The sequence below is a fragment of the Enterobacter sp. CPE_E863 genome (assembly GCF_046521465.1).
Taxonomy (GTDB): Bacteria; Pseudomonadota; Gammaproteobacteria; order Enterobacterales; family Enterobacteriaceae; genus Enterobacter; species Enterobacter adelaidei.
The window spans coordinates 4049143-4065288 of record NZ_JBKFZX010000001.1 but is presented as its reverse complement, the minus strand read 5'-3'; the positions used below and the strand labels follow the sequence as shown (position 1 = coordinate 4065288).

Below are 16146 nucleotides of genomic sequence, written 5' to 3'. Positions count from 1 at the left end.
CCACCCGGCAAAAAAAACCGAAGCACTCACTGGCTTCGGTTTTTTTATGGCTGTCAGTTTGTTGCCGGGTATTCCTGAACCGTCACCTGCAGCGTGAGTTTCTTATCATTGCGCATGACTTCAACAGGGATAATAGAGCCCGGTCGGATCTCTGCGACCTGGTCCATGGTCTCCAGTGCCGAGACCGCTGGCGTACCATTAACTGACACAATGACATCGTTAACCTGAATTCCCGCGTTGTCTGCCGGGCCGCCAGGTGATACCTCGTTGACCACGATGCCCTGAATCTGATCAATACCGCCGCCCTGGTTATGCATTGGTGCAATTTCACGGCCACCTATTCCGATATAACCACGGATCACCCGTCCATCACGGATCAGTTTATCCATAATTTTGGTCGCCAACTGGAACGGAATGGCAAAGCCGATCCCTTCCGGTGTCTCGCCGTCGTTGCTCTTGTCGAACGAGAGGGTATTGATACCCATCAGCTCACCCAGTGAGTTAACCAGCGCACCGCCGGAGTTACCGCGGTTGATCGACGCATCGGTTTGCAGGAAGTTCTGCCGCCCGGAGGGGTTGAGGCCAATACGACCCGTCGCACTGATAATTCCCTGGGTAATCGTCTGGCCCAGGTTATAAGGGTTACCGATAGCCAGGACGACATCGCCAATGTGAGGGGTACGTTTACGATTAATGGGAATGATCGGCAAACCTCCCGTGGCGTTGATTTTCAGGACGGCCAGGTCGGTCAGGCTGTCAGACCCCACGAGTAATGCCTCAAACACGCGGCCATCCTGCAGGGCAACGATAATCTGGTCGGCATCGTTAATCACGTGCTTGTTGGTAATAATGTAGCCGCGCTCGTCCATAATCACCCCGGAGCCGAGGGTGCGGATCTCCAGTTGGTTATGGGTTGAGCTATTAAGGCCGCGGTTATAGACATTAACCACGGCAGGTGCTGCACGGCGAACGGCCTGGTTGTAGGTGGCCGGCGTTTCATCCGTACTGTCGAACTGGGGAGCCGTCAGTTTATTAAACTGACGTAAAGACGGCATTGCCGCCAGCAGCAGGCCAGCGACAATCAAACCGATGACAATTGAACGTAAGAGCTTTAAAAGCATGATGCGCGTGTCGTTAAAAAAGGGACGATTTGCAGCATAACATGAGTTATCCGGACATCACACGCAGCGGTGATGTCCGGCATCGCAAATGCTTAGCGCAACAGAATATAGATAGATTCATTGCCACGCATAACCTGCAGGGCAATAACCGCCGGTTTACTTTCCAGCACCTTGCGCAGCTCGGCAATGGATTGCACGCGATTACGGTTTACGCCAATGATGACATCATCCTGATGTAATCCTGCTTGCGCGGCAGGGCTGCTCTTCTCAACGGTGTCGATGCTAATGCCCTTCGTTCCGTCTTTCAACTGCCCATCGCTTAACGTTGCCCCTTGCAGCGCTGGGGCGATAAGCTCCGCACTGGCAGATGACGAGGTACTCTTATCCAGCGTGACTTCAACGTCCAGTGGCTTGCCGTCACGAATCAGGCCCAGCTTCACTTTGGCGCCAGGTTCTGTCGTGGCAATGCGTGAACGTAGCTCTGCGAAGCTGCTCAACGGCTTGTCATTCAGGCTGACGATCACATCGCCCGATTTCACGCCGGCTTTTGCCGAACCGGAGTTTGGCAGGACTTCACTCACAAATGCGCCCCGCTGCACGTTGATGTTGAACGCTTTGGCGATATCCGCGCTCATCTCCATTCCCTTGATCCCCAACAGCCCGCGCTTGATTTCACCGAACTGGATCAGCTGCTGGGCAAGCGTTTTGGCCATGTTACTGGGGATGGCAAAACCAATTCCAATGCTGCCGCCGCCAGGGGCCAGAATAGCCGTGTTAATCCCAATCAGCTCGCCATTCAGGTTGAGCAATGCCCCGCCGGAGTTCCCACGGTTGATGGAGGCATCCGTCTGAATAAAGTTTTCCAGCCCCTCCAGATTCAGGCCGCTACGTCCCAGCGCCGAGACGATCCCGGAGGTGGCGGTCTGCCCTAAACCAAAGGGGTTACCCACGGCAACGGCAAAATCACCGACACGCAGTTTGTCGGAGTCCGCAATGGTAATCTGAGTCAGGTTGCTCGGGTTCAGCACCTGCAACAGCGCGATATCGCTCTGGTCATCGCCGCCAATCAGTTTGGCATCAAATTCACGTCCATCATTAAGCTGTACGCTGATTTTATCGGCCTGGCTGATGACATGGTTGTTGGTCAGAATATAGCCTTTGGCCGCATCAATAATGACGCCTGAACCCAGACCTTCAAAAGGCTGAGCCTGCTGGTCGGGAGCTTCATCGCCAAAATATTTTTTCAGTTCTTCCGGTACGCGTTGGCTTTGTACAGCCGTACCCTCAACCTGTACGCTGACGACCGCAGGCAACACTTTTTCCAGCATCGGTGCGAGGCTTGGAATGGCTGCCTGACCGGGCACCTGAGAGGGGATGGCGGCAAGGGCAGGGAAGGACGCCGAGAGAGATAACCCGACACTTAACGCGATAGCGCTCAACAGCTGGTTTTTTTTCTTCATCGATGTTGACTCTCGTAACCTGGAATAAAGGAAAAACGGCCCCAAAAACACGTTGATGTTATTGAATTTTAAACCGCTGAACAATGAGGTGCTTAACTAAATGATAGCTGGGGTCATGAAGAAAGGACGGGCGCAATCGCTGCGCCCGTAAAATAAATTCAGGTTGTGCGATTAATCGCGTTTTACACCGCCACGCAGCAGGCCTGACGCGCCATCTGAATAGTCACGAGGCATCTGGACGGGCGCCTGATCGTTACCGGCTTCAGAGTCTGCCAGACGGTTGCGGAACGGATTGGTTTCCGCGGTCATTTCCGGCAGCAGGCTGCTGGAGCTTTTTGCCATATGTTGATACAGCTGACGATAGTCGGTCGCCATGTTGTCCAGCAGCTCGGCGCTACGGGCAAAGTGGCTGACCAGCTCTTCACGATACTCTTCCAGTTCCGCTTTGTTCTTTTCCAGTTCGTACTGCAGTGACTGCTGCTGACGCAATTTGCGATTACCGAAACGCATGGCCACAGCACCGATGACGATGCCGACGACTAAACCGATTAGCGCATATTCCCAGGTCATGAACTTCTCCCGTTGTCTTGTTGTTCCGTAGGGTGTTGGCTCGGCTCCTGCCTGTGCCTGATAATGCCACTATAACCGCTATTTCTGTAGAAGTGGAATCCTGACGTATCATCGCGTAGTGTAGAACGGCCTTTTTTTCATCAGTCACGGCTGCTGGTGAGGTTTAATTGAAGGAATAACAATAAGATTATGCAAAACCTGTCCCCTGCATCGCGTTATCAACTGGCCCTTAACGACGGCACTCATCAAGCTGATGACGTTCAACGTGAGGCGGTAAGCCGTCTGGAGATGATTTATCAGGAACTCACGGCAAAACCCGCTGAAGTCGAACAGAATGGTGGGCTAAAGGCGGCATTTGGGCGGTTGCTCGGTAAAAAAGCACCACAGGCTCATGCTCCTGTACGCGGCTTATATATGTGGGGCGGCGTAGGGCGCGGAAAAACCTGGCTGATGGATCTGTTTTATCTGAGTCTGCCGGGCGAACGTAAGCAGCGTCTGCATTTCCATCGTTTTATGCTGCGGGTTCATGAAGAGCTAACTGCACTGCAGGGCAAAAGCGATCCGCTTGAGATTGTGGCCGACAGGTTTAAGGCGGAAACGGACGTGCTTTGCTTTGACGAATTTTTTGTTTCTGACATCACCGATGCCATGCTGCTGGGCGGCCTGATGAAAGCGCTGTTTGCACGCGGGATTACGCTGGTTGCCACATCGAACATCCCGCCGGACGAGCTGTACCGCAACGGTCTGCAGCGCGCACGTTTCCTGCCTGCCATCGACGCCATCAAGCAGTATTGTGACATTATGAATGTGGATGCCGGGGTGGATTACCGGCTGCGTACGTTGACCCAGGCGCACCTGTGGCTCTCACCGCTGAACGCCGAGACAACCCATCAAATGGATAAACTCTGGCTGGCGCTGGCGGGGGCAAAACGTGAAAACGCTCCGGAGCTTGAGATTAACCACCGCCCGTTGCCCACGCTTGGCGTAGAGAATCAAACGCTGGCCGTCTCCTTCACAACACTTTGTGTGGATGCCCGCAGCCAGCACGACTATATTGCGCTTTCACGCCTGTTCCATACCGTGATGGTGCTGGACGTTCCGGTCATGACGCGGCTGATGGAGAGCGAAGCACGACGCTTCATTGCGCTGGTGGATGAATTTTATGAGCGGCACGTCAAGCTGGTGATTAGCGCTGAGGTACCTTTATATGAGATCTACCAGGGAGAGCGGCTGAAGTTCGAGTTCCAGCGTTGCCTCTCGCGTCTGCAGGAGATGCAGAGCGAGGAATACCTCAAGCTTGAGCATATGCCATAAATGCCAGCCTCTCCCTGTGGGAGAGGAACTGGGGGAGGGCACCAGACCGCGCAATACCTCCCCCCGAAAAACCCATTCCAAATCACATTTAAGGGTCGATCTTTGACCTCAACTTCTCTATAATCTTGCGACCCCACGTTACGAGAAGGTTTTTTTCCCGAAACTTTCTATGTGTCGGCATGTGCTATTCGAAGGGGTAGGTTTGCCGGACTTTGTCGTGTGAACCTCAACTGACTAAACGTTTGGGTGTTCACCAACGTGTAACTTATTATTTGGGTAAGCTTTTAATGAAAACTTTTACAGCTAAACCAGAAACCGTACAGCGCGACTGGTATGTTGTTGACGCGACCGGTAAAACTCTGGGCCGTCTGGCTACTGAACTGGCTCGTCGCCTGCGCGGTAAGCATAAAGCGGAATACACTCCGCACGTTGATACCGGTGATTACATCATCGTTCTGAACGCTGATAAAGTTGCTGTAACCGGCAACAAGCGTACTGACAAAATGTACTACCACCACACCGGCCACATCGGTGGTATCAAAGAAGCGACCTTTGAAGAGATGATTGCTCGCCGTCCTGAGCGTGTGATTGAAATCGCGGTTAAAGGCATGCTGCCAAAAGGCCCGCTGGGTCGTGCTATGTTCCGTAAACTGAAAGTTTACGCAGGTAACGAGCACAACCACGCGGCACAGCAACCGCAAGTTCTTGACATCTAATCGGGATTATAGGCAATGGCTGAAAATCAATACTACGGCACTGGTCGCCGCAAAAGTTCCGCAGCTCGCGTTTTCATCAAACCGGGCAGTGGTAAAATCGTAATCAACCAGCGTTCTCTGGAACAATACTTCGGTCGCGAAACTGCCCGCATGGTAGTTCGCCAGCCGCTGGAACTGGTTGACATGGTAGAAAAACTGGATCTGTACATCACCGTTAAAGGTGGTGGTATCTCCGGTCAGGCAGGTGCGATCCGTCACGGTATCACCCGCGCTCTGATGGAGTACGACGAATCCCTGCGTTCTGAACTGCGTAAAGCTGGCTTCGTTACTCGTGACGCTCGTCAGGTTGAACGTAAGAAAGTGGGTCTGCGTAAAGCACGTCGTCGTCCACAGTTCTCCAAACGTTAATCATTTTCTGCTTACGCAGAACGATTGGCGAAAAACCCGCTTCGGCGGGTTTTTTTATGGATAATGTGCAGGTTATCCACAATATAAATTCATATATCTCCTCTTTTTCCACATTTCCAGAATCCCCTCACCACAAAGCCATCAAAATCTGGTAAACTATCATCCAATTTTCTGCCCAAATATCGGTGAATACTCGATTTTTGTTCGATTCTTGAACAATGTGTTTTCTCTGGGATGGGCGATACAACATCTGGCTGGCCCCTGTTGGGCCGGTAGCAGTAAAAATTCTGAATATACCTGGAGGTTTTCATGGCTGTCGCTGCCAACAAACGTTCGGTAATGACGCTGTTTTCTGGTCCTACTGACATTTATAGCCATCAGGTTCGTATCGTGCTGGCCGAGAAGGGTGTCAGTTTTGAGATCGAGCATGTGGAAAAGGATAACCCACCTCAGGATCTGATCGATCTCAACCCGAGCCAAAGCGTACCGACGCTGGTGGATCGCGAGCTGACCCTGTGGGAATCCCGTATCATTATGGAATATCTGGATGAGCGTTTCCCACATCCGCCGTTGATGCCGGTTTACCCTGTCGCGCGTGGTGAAAGCCGCCTGTACATGCAGCGTATCGAGAAAGACTGGTACTCGCTGATGAACGTTATCGTTAGCGGTTCCTCTTCTGAAGCCGACGCAGCACGTAAGCAACTGCGTGAAGAGCTGCTGGCAATTGCCCCTGTGTTTGGTCAGAAGCCATTCTTCCTGAGCGATGAGTTCAGCCTGGTGGATTGCTATCTGGCACCGCTGCTGTGGCGTCTGCCGACTCTGGGCGTAGAGTTCAGCGGTCCGGGTGCGAAAGAGCTGAAGGGTTACATGACTCGCGTATTTGAACGTGATTCATTCCTGGCATCGTTAACTGAACCTGAACGTGAAATGCGTCTTGGCCGAGGCTAATGACTGTGGAAATGTCACAACTTACCCCACGCCGTCCGTATCTGCTGCGCGCCTTCTATGAATGGCTGCTGGATAACCAGCTCACGCCGCACCTGGTTGTGGATGTGACGTTGCCGGGCGTGCTGGTTCCTATGGAATATGCGCGTGACGGACAGATCGTGCTGAACATCGCGCCGCGCGCGGTGGGCAACCTGGAACTGGCCAACGACGAAGTGCGCTTTAATGCGCGCTTTGGCGGTGTGCCGCGTCAGGTGTCCGTTCCTCTGGCTGCGGTACTGGCGATCTACGCGCGTGAAAACGGCGCAGGCACGATGTTTGAGCCGGAAGCAGCATACGACGAGGATGTTGCCAGCCTGAATGATGACAACGCATCCGATGAGCGCGAAAGCGACACGGTGATGTCGCTTATTGATGGCGATAAACCCGATCATCATGACGACAATGATCCTGATGACGATCCGCCTCCGCGCGGTGGTCGTCCGGCTCTTCGCGTCGTCAAATAAAAAAACAGGCCCAATCGGGCCTGTTTTTTTACACTTCCAGGTAGTTCAGTATACCGTCTGCCGCCTTACGACCCTCGGCAATCGCGGTGACCACCAGGTCAGAACCGCGAACGATATCGCCACCGGCGAAGATTTTCGGATTGCTGGTCTGGAAAGCATTGTCGCTGCCTTCAGGTGCAATGACGCGGCCCTGAGAGTCCAGCTCCACGCTGTGCTTCGCCAGCCACTCCATGCTGTGAGGGCGGAAACCGAACGCCATCACGACGGCATCGGCCGGGATCACATGCTCAGAACCGGCTACGATCTCGGCGCGACGACGGCCTTTCGCATCCGGCGCACCCATCTCAGTACGCGCCATCTTCACGCCGCTCACTTTACCGTTGGCATTCACTTCGATACCCAGAGGCTGGATGTTGAACTGGAACTCCACGCCCTCTTCACGCGCGTTTTTCACTTCGCGTTTAGAGCCCGGCATGTTCTCTTCGTCACGACGGTAGGCGCAGATCACGTGCGCGGCATTCTGACGAATAGAGGTACGCACGCAGTCCATCGCCGTATCACCACCGCCCAGTACGACAACGCGTTTGCCTTCCATGCTGACGAACGGCTCATCGGCGGTTTCGCCGTAGCCCATGATCTGCTTGGTGTTAGCAATCAGGAACGGCAGAGCGTCGTAAACGCCCGGCGCGTCTTCGTTCTCCAGACCACCGCGCATGGACTGATAGGTGCCCACGCCCAGGAATACGGCATCGTAATCTTTCAGCAGATCGTCGAGCTGCACATCGCGGCCTACTTCCACATTCAGTTTGAACTCGATACCCATGCCGGTAAAGATTTCACGACGACGGGTCATGACCTCTTTTTCCAGCTTGAAGGCCGGGATACCGAAGGTCAGCAGACCGCCGATCTCCGGATGACGGTCAAAGACTACCGCCTTCACGCCGTTGCGGGTCAGCACGTCCGCACAGGCCAGGCCCGCCGGGCCCGCGCCGATGATTGCCACGCGCTTGTCGGTTTGCTTCACGCCGGTCATATCCGGACGCCAGCCCATCTCAAACGCTTTATCGTTGATATAACGCTCAATGTTACCGATGGTCACTGCGCCAAACTCGTCGTTCAGCGTACAGGAGCCTTCACACAGACGGTCCTGAGGACACACGCGGCCGCACACTTCCGGCAGGGTGTTAGTCTGGTGAGACAGCTCGGCGGCTTCAAAGATACGCCCCTCGTTGGCCAGCTTCAGCCAGTTCGGGATGTAGTTATGTACCGGACATTTCCATTCGCAGTAAGGGTTACCGCAGGACAGGCAGCGGTCTGCCTGTGCTTTGGCCTGGCCTTCTGAAAACGGCTCATAGATTTCGACAAATACAATTTTACGGATTTTCAGCGGTTTCTTTGGCGGATCAACACGCTGCAGGTCGATAAACTGGTATACGTTCTGACTCATCTGAATTCCTTACTGCGCCTGCACACGCAGCTCTGCTGAGCTACGACTACGGTGACCCAACAGTGCTTTAACATCGCTGGACTTCGGTTTAACCAGCGCGAATTTCGCAGAGAACGCCGGCCAGTTCGCCAGGATCTCTTCGCCGCGCGAAGAACCGGTATGCTGCACGTGTTCGGTAATCAGACCGCGCAGGTGTTCTTCGTGGATAGCCAGCGTGTCAACGTCCAGCACTTCCACCAGCTCCGGGTTCACGCGTTTGCGGAACTCACCGTCTTCATCCAGGACGTACGCAAAACCACCTGTCATGCCTGCGCCGAAGTTCACGCCGGTTTTACCCAGAACGCAAACAATCCCGCCCGTCATGTATTCACAGCCGTTATCGCCAATGCCTTCCACCACGGTGATTGCACCGGAGTTACGCACCGCAAAACGCTCGCCCGCACGGCCCGCTGCAAACAGACGACCGCCGGTCGCGCCGTACAGACAGGTGTTTCCGATGATGCTGGCTTCGTGGCTGCGGAAAGCTGAACCGACAGGCGGACGCACCGCCAGCAGACCACCCGCCATGCCTTTACCGACGTAGTCGTTGGCATCGCCGGTCAGATACAGCTCAACGCCGCCTGCGTTCCACACGCCGAAGCTCTGGCCCGCAGTACCGCTGAAGTGCGCGGTAATCGGATCAGCAGCCAGCCCCTGGTCACCGTGCGTCTGCGCGATGTAACCGGAGAGGGAGGCACCCACGGAACGGTCGGTGTTGCGAATATCAAACCAGAACGTTTTGCTCTGCTTGTCGTCAACATACGGTTTCGCCTGCTGCAGCAGTTGCGCGTTCAGCACGCCGTTATCAAACGGCGGGTTGTTCTCGGTGCAGTAGACCGCTTTGCCAGGATGCGGCTGCGCGGTTTCCAGCAGCTTGCTCAACTCCAGCTTCTGCTGCTTGGCGGTGAAGCCTTCCAGCTCTTTCAGCAGGTCGGTACGGCCGATCAGGTCTACCAGACGCTTCACGCCCAGCTGTGCCATCAGCTCGCGGGTTTCGCGGGCGATGAACTCAAAGTAGTTGGTCACTTTGAACGGCAGACCGTGATAGTGGTTCTTACGCAGTTTCTCGTCCTGGGTTGCAACGCCGGTTGCGCAGTTGTTCAGGTGGCAAATACGCAGGTATTTACAGCCGAGTGCAACCATTGGACCGGTGCCAAAGCCGAAACTTTCCGCACCCAGAATCGCCGCCTTGATGATGTCGAGGCCGGTTTTCAGACCGCCATCTACCTGCAGACGGATCTTGTGACGCAGACCGTTAGCCACCAGCGCTTGCTGAGTTTCCACCAGCCCCAGCTCCCATGGACAACCCGCATATTTCACGGAGGAGAGTGGGCTTGCACCGGTACCACCGTCATAACCGGCGATGGTGATGAGATCCGCATAGGCTTTTGCTACGCCCGTTGCGATGGTACCGACGCCCGGCTCAGAAACCAGCTTCACGGAGATCATCGCTTTCGGGTTGACCTGTTTCAGGTCGAAAATCAGCTGCGCCAAATCCTCGATAGAGTAGATATCGTGGTGTGGTGGCGGAGAGATCAACGTCACGCCCGGTACGGAGTAGCGCAGTTTGGCGATATACGGCGTGACTTTATCACCCGGTAACTGACCGCCTTCGCCCGGTTTTGCACCCTGAGCGACTTTAATCTGGATAACGTCGGCGTTGACCAGGTACGCTGGCGTGACGCCAAAGCGACCGGATGCCACCTGCTTGATACGGGACACTTTGTTGGTGCCGTAACGGGCAGGATCTTCGCCGCCTTCGCCGGAGTTCGAGTTTCCGCCGATGCTGTTCATGGCTTCAGCCAGCGCTTCATGGGCTTCCGGACTGAGAGCACCGATAGACATTGCTGCAGTATCAAAGCGTTTGAACAGCTCAGTGGCTGGCTCAACGTCATCAATACTGACTGCATCATCCCCTGGATTCAGTGCCAGCAGATCGCGCAGCGTCGCTGCCGGACGGCTGTTTACCAGCTCAGCATATTGCTGATAATCACTGTATTCGCCGCTCTGAACCGCCTGCTGCAGCGTGCGCACCACGTCCGGGTTATAGGCGTGGTATTCGCCACCGTGAACGTATTTCAGCAGACCGCCTTGATCCAATGGCTTACGTGCCAGCCAGGCGCGTTTCGACAGGTTTACCAGATCCTGCTGGAAGTCAGCAAAACCGGCACCGCCGATGCGGCTGACCACGCCCTGGAAGCAGAGGTTGGCGACCTCGTCATGCAGGCCGACCGCTTCAAACAGCTTCGAGCAGCGGTAGGAGGCAATGGTCGAGATGCCCATTTTGGACATGATCTTGTACAGACCTTTGTTGATGCCGTTACGGTAGTTCAGCATCACTGCACGGTAGTCTTTGTCGATCGCGCGGGTATCGACCAGACGAGCCAGTGTTTCGTAGGCCAGGTATGGATAAATCGCCGTCGCACCAAAGCCTAACAGCACGGCAAAGTGGTGCGGGTCACGTGCACTTGCGGTTTCAACAATGATGTTGGCGTCGCAGCGCAGGCTCTTCTCTACCAGACGGGTCTGGATAGCACCGACTGCCATTGGTGCAGGCACCGGCAGGCGATTCTTCGCGATATTTCGGTCAGACAGCACCAGCAGAACGGTACCGTTACGCACCATCTGTTCGGCTTTGTCACACAGGGCATTCACGGTCTCTTCAAGGCTCGCTTCGGCCACGTCGAAGGTGATATCGAGCGTGTCAGCGCGGTAGTGCTCCTCTTTCATGGTGGTGAGCTGTTTGAAATCGGAGTACAGCAGGATCGGCGATTTAAAGGTCAGGCGGTGCGCCTGGCCTTCGGCCTCGCAGAAGACGTTCATCTCGCGGCCGATGCTGGTCGCCAGCGACATCACGTGGGCTTCACGCAGCGGGTCGATTGGCGGGTTGGTGACCTGCGCAAACTGCTGACGGAAGTAGTCGTAAATGATGCGTGGCTGGCTGGAGAGCACGGCAAACGGGGTATCGTCCCCCATGGAGCCCACGGCTTCCTGGCCGTTTTCACCGAGTACGCGGATGACGGAATCCAGCTCTTCAGCGCTGTAGTTAAACTGTTTCTGGAAGCTTGCGAGGGTGTCGTCGTCCATCTCGCGGTTGCCTACTTCTTCGTCTGGCAGATCTTCAAACGGCACCAGACGACGCACGTTTTTCTCCATCCACTCTTTGTATGGATGGCGGCTTTTCAGGTCGTTATCGGTTTCAGCGGAGTGCAGGATACGCCCACCGCGGGTGTCGATAACCATCAGCTCACCCGGGCCGACGCGGCCCTTCTCGACCACTTCGTCAGGCTGGTAATCCCAGATACCGACTTCAGAGGCGCAGGTGATGAGCTTGTCTTTGGTGATGACGTAGCGCGCAGGACGCAGGCCGTTACGGTCCAGGTTACAGGCAGCAAAACGGCCGTCTGACATAACGATGCCCGCCGGACCATCCCACGGCTCCATATGCATGGAGTTAAAGTCGAAGAACGCGCGCAGCTCCGGATCCATATCCGGGTTGTTCTGCCAGGCAGGCGGCACGAGCAGACGCATGGCGCGAACGATGTCCATCCCGCCCGCCAGCAGCAGTTCCAGCATGTTATCCATGGAGCTGGAGTCCGAGCCGGTTTCGTTTACGAACGGTGCGGCATCGTGCAGGTCAGGGATCAGTGGCGTCTGGAACTTATAGGTACGGGCGCGGGCCCACTGGCGGTTACCGGTGATGGTGTTGATCTCGCCGTTGTGCGCCAGATAGCGGAACGGCTGAGCCAGCGGCCAGCGTGGAACGGTGTTGGTGGAGAAGCGCTGGTGGAACAGGCAAATGGCCGATTCCAGACGCAGATCCGCCAGGTCCAGGTAGAAGCGCGGCAGGTCAGCCGGCATACACAGACCTTTATAGATGTTCACCAGGTTCGAGAGGCTACAGACGTAGAACTCTTTATCGTCCTGGAGACGCTTTTCAATGCGGCGACGGGCAATGAACAGACGGCGTTCCATATCGCGTGGACGCCAGCCCGCAGGCGCGTTAACAAAAATCTGTTCAATACGAGGCAGCGAGGAGAGGGCGATTTCACCGAGCACCCCTTCGTTGGTTGGCACATTGCGCCAGCCGACAATCGACAGGGTTTCACGTTGAAGTTCTTCTTCGACGATGCGGCGTGAGGCGGCAGCTTTTTCAGGATCCTGGTTCAGGAACAGCATACCGACAGCGTAGTTTTTGGCTAAACGCCAGCCGCGTTCTTCCGCAACGATACGGAAGAAACGATCGGGTTTTTGCAGCAGCAGACCGCAACCGTCGCCGGTTTTACCATCAGCAAGGATGGCACCACGGTGCTGCATACGGGCCAGTGCGTGAATGGCAGTACGCACTACCTTGTGGCTAGGTTCGCCTTCTATGTGGGCGATCAGGCCGAAACCACAGTTATCCTTCTCAAGGGATTTATCGTACAACATATCAGTGAACCTCCCCAGGCTCGTCGGGCTTCCCACTGAACTTTACCGTGGCGCACAGGCACAGAAAGAGCATGGCGACGGGGTTTACGTTTCATACGCGGACCTCGCATTCGCCCTCTTTTCATCCTTTCGCGCAGGTAAACAAGTTTGAGGACTTGCTTCAGAGGGAATCTCAATTACTGCATAAATATGATGAGCAGGCCGCTCATCCAGAAAGCTTCCAGCGGATTTCCAACTTATCGGGAATTGGTACACAGGTCAAATGGCAATCTTATTTATACAAAAATGTGCTAAAGAGAGTTTATCTGATTGTAATTAAAGGGTATTTAACTATTTTTACATTGATTGTATGCCCTGACAGGACGCAGCGGAGTGTGATCTGACTCACTATATGAAAGCGGTATTATCAATGTAGCGTGCTGAATAGCAGTTTTATAGCAGAATAATAATCTGACATTGGCTGCAAACCCGCATAAAGCCACTGTTTTTAAGTGGTGGCGCTATAAATGAAAAAAACAATCAGAACATAAGGAAAAGTAATCACGAGAGTTGTGAATGAAATTGCAGTAATCCTGAGTATTTATTCATATAGATAAAGGCCGTCCAGGGCGATTGATCCAGGTCATCGCCGACAGAGGCTAAAAATGGCAGGCTTGTCCCCTTTCTCCGGGACGGTCTATCAGATTATGCAGTTACAGAAATTAGTCAATATGTTTGGTGGGGATCTTTTGCAACGCTATGGGCGAAAGGTTCATAAGCTGACGCTGCATGGCGGCTTTAGCTGCCCGAATCGCGATGGCACCATCGGGCGTGGTGGCTGCACGTTCTGTAACGTTGCGTCGTTTGCTGACGAAGCCCAGCAGCATAAATCTATCGCTGAACAGCTTGCCCATCAGGCGAGCCTGGTGAACCGCGCAAAGCAATATTTGGCCTATTTCCAGGCCTATACCAGCACGTGGGCTGAGGTGCAGGTACTGCGCTCTATGTATCAGCAGGCCGTCAGTCAGGCTAACATCGTTGGGCTGTGCGTGGGCACGCGCCCGGACTGCGTACCGGAGGCGGTGTTGGAGCTGCTCAGCGAGTACAAAGAACAAGGTTACGAGATCTGGCTGGAGCTGGGCTTGCAGACCGCACATGACAAAACGCTGCACCGAATCAATCGCGGCCATGATTTCGCCTGCTACCAGCGCACCACGCGGCTGGCCCGTGAGCGTGGGCTGAAGGTCTGTTCGCACCTGATTGTCGGTTTACCGGGGGAAGGGCGACAGCACGGTCTGGAGACGCTGGAAAAGGTGGTTGAGACCGGCGTGGACGGTATCAAGCTGCACCCGCTGCATATCGTGAAGGGCAGCATTATGGCGAAAGCCTGGGAGGCCGGGCGGTTAAGCGGTATTGAGCTTGAGGACTATACGGTGACGGCGGGGGAGATGATTCGCCACACACCGCCGGAAATTGTCTACCACCGTATTTCGGCCAGCGCTCGCCGTCCAACGCTTCTGGCACCGCTATGGTGTGAGAACCGCTGGACGGGGATGGTAGAAATCGACCGCTATCTACAGGAGAACGGTGTACAGGGTTCGGCGCTTGGCCGCCCGTGGGTTCCCCGTCTACCGGCGACGGCCGCCTAGCAGGCTTCCCAGCATGCCGCGCACTATCTGATTAGTGACCTGTCGCGCGGCGCTTTTCGCCATGGTTTGTACAACGCCATCACGCTTGCCGCCGCGCGGACCGGTGCTGCCGAACAGGATGTCTTTGAGCCCCCCGAGAATACCGTCATCCACGGCGACAGACTGCCCTTTAGCGGCAGGCGCATCCTGCGATTCCGTTGTCGCCTGGACCCCTTTTTGCAGCATCTCGAATGCGGACTCGCGATCCACCTCGTCTTCGTATTTCCCGTACACCGGAGAGTGGTTAATCAGACCGTTACGCTCATCGTCGGTCACCGGCCCCATGCGCGAGCAGGGTGCGATCACCATGGCGCGTTCCACCACGGACGGGCTGCCCTTCGCATCCAGGAACGAGATCAGCGCTTCACCGGTGCCTAACGCCTGAATCGCCGCTTCGGTATCAAAGGCCGGATTGGCGCGCATGGTTTGCGCGGCGGCCTTAACGGCTTTCTGATCTTTCGGCGTAAAGGCGCGTAGGGCGTGCTGCACGCGGTTACCAAGTTGCCCGAGCACGTTGTCCGGAATATCTGACGGATTTTGCGAAACAAACCAGACGCCAACACCTTTGGAACGGATCAGGCGGATAACCTGTTCAATCTTGTCCAGTAGTACCTGTGGGGCATCGTTAAACAGCAAGTGTGCTTCGTCAAAGAAGAACACCAGTTTGGGCTTTTCCAGGTCACCGGCTTCGGGTAGCTGTTCGTAGAGCTCAGAGAGCATCCACAGCAGGCTGGCGGCGTAAAGCTTCGGCATCTGATAGAGCTTCTCAGAACTCAGAATGTTGATGATGCCTTTGCCGTTGCTGTCGGTGCGCATCCAGTCTTTGATATCCAGCATCGGCTCGCCGAAGAAGTGTTCGGCCCCCTGTTGCTCCAGGGTCAGCAACCCACGCTGAATGGCGCCCACCGAGGCGCTGCTGATATTGCCGTACTGGTTCTGGAAGGATTTAGCGTTATCGCCGATGTATTGGGTAATGGCGCGCAGATCTTTGAAATCGAGGAGCAGTAGCCCCTGGTCATCGGCAATACGGAAGATAATATTCAATACGCCGGACTGCACGTCGTTGAGGTTAAGCAGACGGGCCAGCAGCAGCGGGCCGAGATCGGAGACGGTCGCGCGCACCGGGTGGCCTTTCTCACCGAAGATATCCCACACCACCACCGGATTGTTATGCGGCGTCCAGTCCGTGATGCCAATATTCTTCAGCCGTTCGAGCAGTTTTTCAGAGGCCGTCCCTTCCTGAGCGACACCGGTTAAATCGCCTTTCACGTCAGCCATAAAGACCGGTACGCCAATCTCCGAAAGCGACTCCGCCAGCTTTTGCAGAGTCACGGTTTTCCCCGTCCCGGTCGCGCCGGTGATCAAACCGTGGCGGTTCGCCATCGCGGGCAGTAAATACAGCTCTTTTTCCAGCGTCCTGGCAATTAACAATGGTGTACTCATAATGCGCTTCCTCTCTTAGTCCTGGGTGGAGTATAGGCAACCTGGTCGCAATTTGGTTGAGTAAATTCCTGACTTTGCG

Annotated in this window: 12 protein-coding genes; 6 read left to right on the top strand and 6 right to left on the bottom strand. The window is 55.1% G+C overall.

Annotated elements, in window-relative coordinates; genetic code table 11:
* Positions 1–53: 53 nt before the first annotated feature.
* The 3 genes from degS to zapG all read right to left on the bottom strand — a co-directional run bounded on the left by degS (position 54) and on the right by zapG (position 3151).
* Positions 54–1121, bottom strand: a complete 1068-nt coding sequence (degS, locus tag ACLHV8_RS19980) for an outer membrane-stress sensor serine endopeptidase DegS (RefSeq protein WP_028017007.1) — start codon at positions 1119–1121, stop codon at positions 54–56.
* A gap of 92 nt (positions 1122–1213) precedes the next feature.
* The gene (gene degQ, locus ACLHV8_RS19975; protein ID WP_128348201.1) at positions 1214–2581 is read right to left on the bottom strand and encodes a serine endoprotease DegQ; all 1368 of its coding nucleotides are present in this window, start codon (positions 2579–2581) and stop codon (positions 1214–1216) included.
* A gap of 171 nt (positions 2582–2752) precedes the next feature.
* Positions 2753–3151: a Z-ring associated protein ZapG gene (gene zapG, locus ACLHV8_RS19970; RefSeq protein WP_008502832.1), complete on the bottom strand. Its 399-nt coding sequence runs from the start codon at positions 3149–3151 to the stop codon at positions 2753–2755.
* A gap of 189 nt (positions 3152–3340) precedes the next feature.
* On the opposite strand from zapG, the gene zapE reads away from it, so the two are divergent.
* From zapE to sspB, 5 genes are all read left to right on the top strand, one after another.
* Positions 3341–4465, top strand: coding sequence for a cell division protein ZapE (gene zapE, locus ACLHV8_RS19965; RefSeq protein ID WP_049007554.1), 1125 nt, complete (start codon positions 3341–3343; stop codon positions 4463–4465).
* Between the two features lie 287 nt (positions 4466–4752).
* Positions 4753–5181: a 50S ribosomal protein L13 gene (gene rplM / locus ACLHV8_RS19960; protein ID WP_003860434.1), complete on the top strand. Its 429-nt coding sequence runs from the start codon at positions 4753–4755 to the stop codon at positions 5179–5181.
* 15 nt (positions 5182–5196) lie between these two features.
* A complete protein-coding gene (gene rpsI / locus ACLHV8_RS19955; RefSeq protein ID WP_003860436.1) occupies positions 5197–5589 on the top strand; it encodes a 30S ribosomal protein S9 in 393 nt (130 codons plus the stop codon).
* A 309-nt stretch (positions 5590–5898) separates the two neighbouring features.
* Positions 5899–6537 (top strand): stringent starvation protein SspA, encoded by a 639-nt coding sequence (sspA, locus tag ACLHV8_RS19950; RefSeq protein WP_028017010.1) that lies wholly within the window; start codon positions 5899–5901, stop codon positions 6535–6537.
* Between the two features lie 5 nt (positions 6538–6542).
* Entirely contained in the window at positions 6543–7040 is a 498-nt protein-coding gene (sspB, locus tag ACLHV8_RS19945; RefSeq protein ID WP_024906337.1) for a ClpXP protease specificity-enhancing factor, read from the top strand.
* A 28-nt stretch (positions 7041–7068) separates the two neighbouring features.
* Here sspB and gltD read toward each other — a convergent pair whose 3' ends face one another.
* Both gltD and gltB read right to left on the bottom strand, forming a co-directional pair.
* The gene (gene gltD / locus ACLHV8_RS19940; RefSeq protein WP_410377015.1) at positions 7069–8487 is read right to left on the bottom strand and encodes a glutamate synthase subunit GltD; all 1419 of its coding nucleotides are present in this window, start codon (positions 8485–8487) and stop codon (positions 7069–7071) included.
* Between the two features lie 9 nt (positions 8488–8496).
* Complete coding sequence (gltB, locus tag ACLHV8_RS19935) at positions 8497–12957, bottom strand: glutamate synthase large subunit (RefSeq protein WP_032666800.1); 4461 nt, start codon at positions 12955–12957, stop codon at positions 8497–8499.
* A 686-nt stretch (positions 12958–13643) separates the two neighbouring features.
* On the opposite strand from gltB, the gene ACLHV8_RS19930 reads away from it, so the two are divergent.
* Positions 13644–14585, top strand: coding sequence for a TIGR01212 family radical SAM protein (locus tag ACLHV8_RS19930; RefSeq protein WP_128348209.1), 942 nt, complete (start codon positions 13644–13646; stop codon positions 14583–14585).
* On the opposite strand, the gene ACLHV8_RS19925 is transcribed toward ACLHV8_RS19930, so the two are convergent.
* Entirely contained in the window at positions 14565–16067 is a 1503-nt protein-coding gene (locus tag ACLHV8_RS19925) for a helicase HerA-like C-terminal domain-containing protein (RefSeq protein WP_128348198.1), read from the bottom strand. The genes ACLHV8_RS19930 and ACLHV8_RS19925 overlap by 21 nt on opposite strands.
* Positions 16068–16146 lie beyond the last annotated feature (79 nt).